This window comes from Stenotrophomonas sp. HMWF023 (assembly GCF_003060985.1).
Taxonomy (GTDB): Bacteria; Pseudomonadota; Gammaproteobacteria; order Xanthomonadales; family Xanthomonadaceae; genus Stenotrophomonas; species Stenotrophomonas lactitubi.
On the sequence record NZ_QAIJ01000033.1, the window covers coordinates 10,657 to 18,040 of the forward strand.

Consider the following 7,384-nt stretch of genomic DNA (forward strand, 5'->3'; position numbering starts at 1 on the left):
GTTCGTGCTGTGCTGGCCGTTGGCGATGCTGGCGCTGATCGCCTGGCCGCTCGTGTGGCTGCTGAGCCTGCCGTTCCGCCTGGTCGGTATCACGTTCTCGGCGCTGTTCGCCTTCCTGCGCGCGCTGTTCATGTTGCCGGCACGCCTGCTGGGCGGTGGCCGCGGCGCGGTGACGGCATGAGGCCGCTTGCCATCGCGACGCTGGCGCTGCTGATGGCGGCGCCGGCCTTGGCCAAGCAACCGCCGTCGGCCTACCTTGAGCGTCAGCACTCTGCCGGCAAGGCGGAAGTCAAAACGACCGACAAGGATGCGGGGAGGGAACGCTGCAGGGTGGTGAGGGAATGGAAGGTGGGTGAGGTGATCGCCCAGCACCGGATCTGTGACGATCCGCCGAAGCCGGACGCTACGGACCGGGAGCGCACACCGCCGCAGCGTTGAAGCAGGAGGCCGATCTCCGGTCAAGCAGCATCAGACGAATCAGCCCGATGGCGGTCGCCCGATGGCCAACGACCGGACCAGCTCTTCGCCGGTAGCGGCGATTTCGAAATCCACGCCGTTGAAGGTTACGGAATTGCCGTTTGCCAGCGCATACCTCGGCAGGCCTTCGACCAGGCTTGTGCCGGGAAGAATCGTTGCGTCGAAGTGCGGCCAGAACTTGAATACCAACACTCTTCGGCCATCTTCGCCGCGGGTCTCGATTCGTTCGTTTTCCATGGAGATCTCCACTGTCTGAGCAGCCCCACGAGCAGGTGCGGGAGCACCACCTGTCGCGCATCCGTGGCTTGGCGATGCAACGCGACCTCAGGGGTGAGCCTACCGCACTGGAGGTCGATGCCCGTGTGAGGGCGAGGGTGACACCGCTTGCCTGCCACGCGCCGAGTGCCAATGGGCTCCGCCCTTGTTCTGCAGTCATCGTGCAACAAAAAACCCCGCCGAAGCGGGGTTTTCAGCATCCGGGGATGCCGACCAGCGGCCGGCACCATCAGATGGATCAGTTCGCCTTGTGGATCGCGCGCTTGCTGACCGCCATTGCTGCATCGTGAATCACTTCCGACAGCGACGGGTGGGCGTGGCAGATGCGCGCCAGGTCGTCGGCCGAACCGCTGAACTCCATGGTCAGCACGCCTTCGTGCACCAGCTCGGACACATTGGCGCCGACCAGGTGCATGCCCAGGATGCGATCGGTTTCGGCGTGGGCCAGAACCTTCACGAAGCCTGCCGGCTCGATCATCGCCACGGCACGGCCGTTGGCAGCGAACGGGAAGCTGCCGGCCTTGTACGGGATGCCCTCGGCCTTCAGCTGCTGCTCGGTCTTGCCGACCCAAGCCAGCTCCGGCTCGGTGTAGATGACCCACGGAATGGTGTCGAAGTTGACGTGGCCCGGCAGGCCGGCGATCAGTTCGGCAACCGCGATGCCTTCCTCGAAGCCCTTGTGCGCCAGCATCGGGCCGCGCACGCAGTCACCGACCGCCCAGACGCCGTTGACGCCGGTGTGGCAGTGCGCGTCGACTTCGATCTGGCCACGCTCGTTGATCTTGACGCCGGTACCTTCGGCCAGCAGGCCCTTGGTGGCAGCGCGACGGCCGACGGCCACCAGCAGCTTGTCCACCACCAGCGACTTCTCGCCTTCGGCGTCGGTGTAGGTCAGGGCGACTTCCTTCTTCTTGCCCTTGCCGGTCACTTCGGCCTTGGAGACCTTGGCACCCAGGCGGATGTCCAGGCCCTGCTTCTTGAATTCCTTGGCGGCGGTCTTGGCCACTTCGGTATCAGCCGCAGCCAGGAAGTCCGGCAGCGCTTCCAGGATGGTCACTTCCGAACCCAGGCGCTTCCACACGCTGCCCAGTTCCAGGCCGATCACACCGGCGCCGATCACGGCCAGGCGCGCCGGCACTTCGGTGAAGTCCAGGCCGCCGACGTTGTCGACGATGGTGTCGCCGTCGAACTTGGCGAACGGCAGTTCGATCGAGTCCGAACCGGCGGCGATGATGACGTTGGTGCCCTTCAGCTCGACGACCGAGCCGTCATGCTGGGTGACCTTGACCACGTTGCCCGGCTGCAGTTCGCCGAAGCCGTAATAGGCGGCGACCTTGTTGGCCTTGAACAGCATGGCGATGCCGCCGGTGAACTGCTTGACGATCTTGTCCTTGCGGCCAACCATCGCTTCGACGTCCATCTTGGCATCCTTGAAGCTGATGCCGTGGTCGCCAAAGATGTGGCCCATGTTCCAGAACTGGCGCGAGGAATCCAGCAGCGCCTTGGACGGGATGCAGCCCACGCGCAGGCAGGTGCCACCCAGGGCCGGCTTGCCGTCCTTGCCCAGCGCTGCGTCGATGCAGGCGGTCTTCAGGCCAAGCTGGGCCGCGCGGATGGCAGCGTGGTAACCGGCCGGGCCGGCACCGATGACGACGACGTCGAATTGTTCAGCCATTGAAATAGTCCTTGTTGCATTACCAGAACCCCTCCGCGCAGGCGCGGAGGGGCGGGAGGTCTCTTACAGGCCGAACAGCATGCGGCCCGGGTTTTCCAGCTGGTTCTTGATGTCCACCAGGAACTGCACCGAGTCCTTGCCGTCGATGATGCGGTGATCGTAGGACATCGCCAGGTACATCATCGGCGCGATCACGACCTGGCCGTTCTGGGCGATCGGACGCTCCTTGATGGCATGCATGCCGAGGATGGCGCTCTGCGGCGGATTGATGATCGGGGTCGACAGCAGTGAACCGAAGGTGCCGCCGTTGGTCACGGTGAAGGTGCCGCCCTGCAGTTCTTCCAGGCTCAGCTTGCCGTCACGGGCCTTCTTGGCGTAGTCGGCGATGGTCTTTTCGATGTCGGCGAACGACATGCGCTCGACGTTGCGCAGCACCGGCGTGACCAGGCCCTTCTCGGTCGACACGGCGATCGAGATGTCCGAGTAGCCGTGGTAGATGATGTCTTCGCCGTCGATCGAGGCATTGACCAGCGGGAAGCGCTGCAGCGCGTTGGCTGCGGCCTTCACGAAGAAGCTCATGAAGCCGAGCTTGATGCCGTGTGCCTTGACGAACTCGTCCTGCAGTTCCTTGCGCGCCGCCGAGACCTTGGACAGGTCGACTTCGTTGAAGGTGGTCAGCATGGCGGTGGAGTTCTTCGACTCCATCAGGCGCTCGGCGATGCGCTTGCGGATGCGGGTCATCGGCACGCGTTCTTCCGGACGTGCGCCACCGGCCTTGCCGGCGCCGCCGTTGCGGGCGAAGTTGACGATGTCTTCCTTGGTGACGGCGCCACGACGGCCGGTGCCATCGACGTCGGCCGGATTCACGCCTTCGGTGATGGCGCTGAAACGGGCGCCCGGCGGCAGTGCGTCGGCAGCCGACTTGGCAGCCGGGGCCGGAGCAGCGGCCGCGGCCGGAGCAGCAGCGGCCGGAGCGGCCTCAGCCTTCTTCTCTTCGGCAGCCGGAGCCGGGGCAGCGGCCACGGCGCCTTCTTCGATGATCGCCACGACCTGGCTGGAGGTCACGGTCGCGCCTTCGGCGAACTTGATTTCCTTGATCACGCCATCGACCGGCGACGGCACTTCCAGGACGACCTTGTCGGTTTCCAGGTCAAGCAGGTTTTCGTCGCGCTTGACGGCGTCGCCCACCTTCTTGTGCCAGGTGGCGATGGTGCCGTCGGCGACGGATTCGGGCAGTACCGGGGCTTTGACTTCGGTGGCCATGCGGGAGCTTCCTGGTTTGTCTTCTAAATAGGGGGAGAGTTATTCAGCGAACGAGTCGTTGAACGGGTTGACCAGTGCATCGGCGACCAGCTGCTGCTGTTCGCGGACGTGGTCAGCCATGTGACCGGCAGCCGGTGAAGCCGAACGTGCGCGACCGGCGTAGTGCAGGCTCTGGCCATCGGCCAGGCAGAACTGCAGGTGGTGGCGGATCTGGTACCACGCCCCCTGGTTCTGCGGTTCTTCCTGCGTCCACACCACGTCGGTGGCCTTGCCGTACTTCTTCAGTTCGGCAGCCAGCAACGCACGCGGGAACGGATACAGCTGCTCCACGCGGATGATCGCCACGTCGTCCTGGCCACGCTTGGTCTGGTCTTCCAGCAGGTCGTAGTAGACCTTGCCCGAGCACAGCACCACGCGCTTGACCTTCTTGGCATCTGCATTGGCATCGCCGATCAGGTGCTGGAACTCGCCATTGGCCAGCTCGTCCAGGGTCGACACGGCCAGCTTGTGGCGCAGCAGCGACTTCGGCGACATCACCACCAGCGGCTTGCGGGTGGTCAGGTGCTGCTGGCGACGCAGCATGTGGAAGGCCTGCGCCGGGGTCGACGGCACCACCACCAGCATGTTCTCCAGCGCGCACAGCTGCAGGAAGCGCTCCAGGCGCGCCGAGCTGTGTTCCGGACCCTGACCTTCATAGCCGTGCGGCAGCAGCAGGGTCAGGCCGGAGATGCGGCCCCACTTTGCTTCACCGGCGGCGATGAACTGATCGATCACCACCTGGGCGCCGTTGGCGAAGTCGCCGAACTGGCCTTCCCAGATGCACAGGGTGTTCGGATCGGTGGTCGAGAAACCGTACTCATAGGCCATCACGGCTTCTTCGCTGAGCAGCGAATCGATGATGGTGGCCTTCTCCGGCGAATCCACCAGCTGCCGCAGCGGCAGGTAGTAGTTGTCGGTCTTCTGGTCGTGCAGGATCGCGTGGCGGTGGGTGAACGTACCGCGGCCGACGTCCTGGCCGACCAGGCGCAGGGCACTGCCTTCGTCCAGCAGGGTGGCGTAGGCCAGGTTCTCGGCAAAGCCCCAGTCGCCCGGGATCTCGCCAGCGGCCATCCTGCGACGGTCGTCGTACACCTTGGACACGCGCGAGTGCAGCTGCACTTCTTCGGGCACGGTGTTGATCAGCTTGGCCAGTGCCAGCAGCTTGTCCTTGTCGACCTTGGTCGAGATCTGGTCGGACAGCTTGCCTTCCAGCAGCTTGGGCCAATCAACGAACAGCGGGCTGGTCGGCGGGGTCTTCTCGACCTTCGCCAGCTCGGTGGTCACTTCACCGGCATCGAGCTTCTCGCGGTACGCATCGACCATCGCCTTGCCGGCACCGGCGGCGATCACGCCCGCCTTTTCCAGCTGCTCGGCGTACATCTCGCGGGTGGTGGCGTGCTTGCGGATCACCTGGTACATCAGCGGCTGGGTGATCGCCGGCTCGTCGGCCTCGTTGTGGCCCCAACGGCGGTAGCACATCAGGTCGATGACCACGTCCTTGGCGAACTTCTGGCGGAACTCGAAGGCCAGCTGCGCGGCGAACACCACCGCTTCCGGATCATCGCCGTTCACGTGCAGTACCGGTGCGGCGATCATCTTCGCCACGTCGGTGGCATAGCGCGTGGAGCGCGTATCCAGCGGATTGGAGGTGGTGAAGCCGACCTGGTTGTTGACCACGATGTGCACGGTGCCGCCAACGGCGAAGCCGCGGGCCTGCGACATCTGGAACAGCTCCATGACCACGCCCTGGCCGGAGAAGGCCGCGTCGCCGTGGATCAGGATCGGCATCACCTGCTTGCGCGCGGTGTCCTTGCGGCGTTCCTGGCGCGAGCGCACGGAACCGGCAACCACCGGATCGGCGATTTCCAGGTGCGACGGGTTGAACGCCAGCGCCAGGTGGACCGGGCCACCTTCGGTGGACACGTCGGCGGAGAAGCCCATGTGGTACTTCACGTCGCCCGCCGAGGCGTGCTCGTCGTGCTCGAACTTGCCTTCGAACTCGTCGAACAGCTTGCGCGGGTTCTTGCCGAGGGTGTTGACCAGCACGTTCAGGCGGCCACGATGGGCCATGCCCACCACCACGTCCTTGACGCCATCCTTGCCGGCGCTGCGGATGATGGTGTCCATCATCGGGATCAGCGAGTCGCCGCCTTCCAGCGAGAAGCGCTTCTGGCCGACGTACTTGGTGTGCAGGTAGCGCTCGAGGCCTTCGGCGGCGGTCAGGCGCTCCAGCGTACGGCGCTGGGTGTCAGCGTCCAGCTGGTAGTTGCCACCGGCCAGTTCCAGCTTCTTGTAGATCCACTGGCGCTGCTCGACCTCGGAGATGTGCATGAACTCCGCACCGATCGAACCGGTGTAGGTCGCCTTCAGGCGCGCCAGCAGATCACGCAGCTTCATGCGCGGCTGACCACCCACACCGCCGGTGCTGAACTCGCTGTTGAGGTCACCATCGGACAGGTTGTGGAAGGGCAGGCCGAGGTCCGGGGTGTTGACCGGAGCGGCCAGGCCCAGCGGGTCAAGGCGGGCGTCCAGATGACCACGCGAACGGTAGGCGGTGATCAGGCGACCGACATTGCGCTCGCGCTCATCGCCTGCACCGGTGCCGGTGCCTGCTTTCAGCGCATCCTTGGCCGCGTCCGCGATATGGGAAATGACGGCCGAGTGCGGAATGTCGCCTGCTTCGCGGCCCTTGAAGCCGTCGAAGTAGGTTTTCCATTTGGGATCGACACTATCCGGGGAGACCAGGTACTGCTCGTACAGGTCCTCGACATAGGAGGCGTTGCCGCCGGCGAGTTGCGAAGATTGCGCAAACTGCTTCAGTTGATTGTCCACGATGGAGGGTGCTGATTCGCTTTGTGGGGTATGGCTTCAGAAGGACCCGGCACGAAGATGAATAGCCATGCACGGGCGCGTTCAAACGGCCAAATTGTACCCCCATCCGGACACGAAGGGGCAGCGACGAGGGCATCGGGCGTCCCCCGGTGTCGGTCCCAGACAGGTTGAGCGCACCGGTTGCGGTCAGATGCCGAGTGCGCGCAATTCGCTGCATTCGCGCGAACGGTCCCAGACACGCTGCAATTGCTGCTCGAACGGCTGCGAACGTGCCGGTAGCGCGATTGCGGATTCGCCGTCGAGGCGATGACCGATGAGACGAAAGTAGAAGTCGCCTGCATCGTTGAGCAGGCAGGCCGAGGCCAGGGCGCGATCGATCGGATCGGCCACCTCGCGGAACTGGATCACACTGGGAAGGCGCTGGAACAGCGCCAGCAGCGGCGCACCGGCGCTGGCGATGGCCGCGGCGTCATGCACGATCACCCGCAGCTGCTTGTCGCGGCGGGCAGTGACGAAGCGGCGCAGGGCCGCCTGCACCGGTGGCGCATCCAGCAGGCCGGGGTCCAGCTGCCGGCTGTGCAGCCACAGCCGGCAGCGTGCGCGGTGGATGATCGCCGTGGTGATCGCCACCGCTTCAGCACGGCTGTCGATGGCGGAAACGGCTTGCAGCCGGCGACGCATCTGCTGGTGGCCGACGCCGGCTTCTTCGAATTCCGGGCCTTCCGGCAGGAAGCCCTGGCGGGCGTAGAAGTCGCGCGCCGGCAGCTGCGCATGCAGGTGCAGCTCGGCCAGACCGAGCTGGTGCCCGGCCTGTACCAACGC

7 protein-coding genes are annotated in these 7,384 nt (G+C 65.1%); 2 read left to right on the forward strand and 5 right to left on the reverse strand.

The features are described 5' to 3' along the window. On the forward strand, positions 1-181 hold a 181-nt coding region (locus DBR20_RS22020; protein WP_219927775.1), incomplete at its 5' end, for a hypothetical protein. After that, complete coding sequence (locus tag DBR20_RS01455) at positions 178-438, forward strand: hypothetical protein (RefSeq protein ID WP_108264936.1); 261 nt, start codon at positions 178-180, stop codon at positions 436-438. The genes DBR20_RS22020 and DBR20_RS01455, both read left to right, overlap by 4 nt. Before the next feature lie 39 nt (positions 439-477). Here DBR20_RS01455 and DBR20_RS01460 read toward each other — a convergent pair whose 3' ends face one another. The 5 genes from DBR20_RS01460 to DBR20_RS01480 all read right to left on the reverse strand — a co-directional run. Then, positions 478-714 (reverse strand): hypothetical protein, encoded by a 237-nt coding sequence (locus DBR20_RS01460; protein WP_108264937.1) that lies wholly within the window; start codon positions 712-714, stop codon positions 478-480. Between the two features lie 277 nt (positions 715-991). After that, positions 992-2,428, reverse strand: a complete 1,437-nt coding sequence (gene lpdA, locus DBR20_RS01465; protein WP_108264938.1) for a dihydrolipoyl dehydrogenase — start codon at positions 2,426-2,428, stop codon at positions 992-994. Between the two features lie 63 nt (positions 2,429-2,491). After that, entirely contained in the window at positions 2,492-3,691 is a 1,200-nt protein-coding gene (gene sucB / locus DBR20_RS01470) for a dihydrolipoyllysine-residue succinyltransferase (protein ID WP_108264939.1), read from the reverse strand. A 39-nt stretch (positions 3,692-3,730) separates the two neighbouring features. Beyond that, on the reverse strand, positions 3,731-6,562 hold the full coding sequence (locus tag DBR20_RS01475; RefSeq protein WP_108264940.1) for a 2-oxoglutarate dehydrogenase E1 component: 2,832 nt from the start codon (positions 6,560-6,562) through the stop codon (positions 3,731-3,733). A 186-nt stretch (positions 6,563-6,748) separates the two neighbouring features. Continuing rightward, a partial coding sequence (locus DBR20_RS01480) for a GNAT family N-acetyltransferase (RefSeq protein ID WP_258223083.1) occupies positions 6,749-7,384 on the reverse strand: 636 nt, incomplete at its 5' end.

What these genes read in the sequence shown, in the direction of transcription:
- DBR20_RS01455 (WP_108264936.1), top strand. Translation starts at nt 178, where the DNA reads ATGAGGCCGCTTGCCATCGCGACGCTGGCGCTGCTGATGGCGGCGCCG.
- DBR20_RS01460 (WP_108264937.1), bottom strand. Translation starts at nt 714, where the DNA reads ATGGAAAACGAACGAATCGAGACCCGCGGCGAAGATGGCCGAAGAGTG.
- lpdA (WP_108264938.1), bottom strand. Translation starts at nt 2,428, where the DNA reads ATGGCTGAACAATTCGACGTCGTCGTCATCGGTGCCGGCCCGGCCGGT.
- sucB (WP_108264939.1), bottom strand. Translation starts at nt 3,691, where the DNA reads ATGGCCACCGAAGTCAAAGCCCCGGTACTGCCCGAATCCGTCGCCGAC.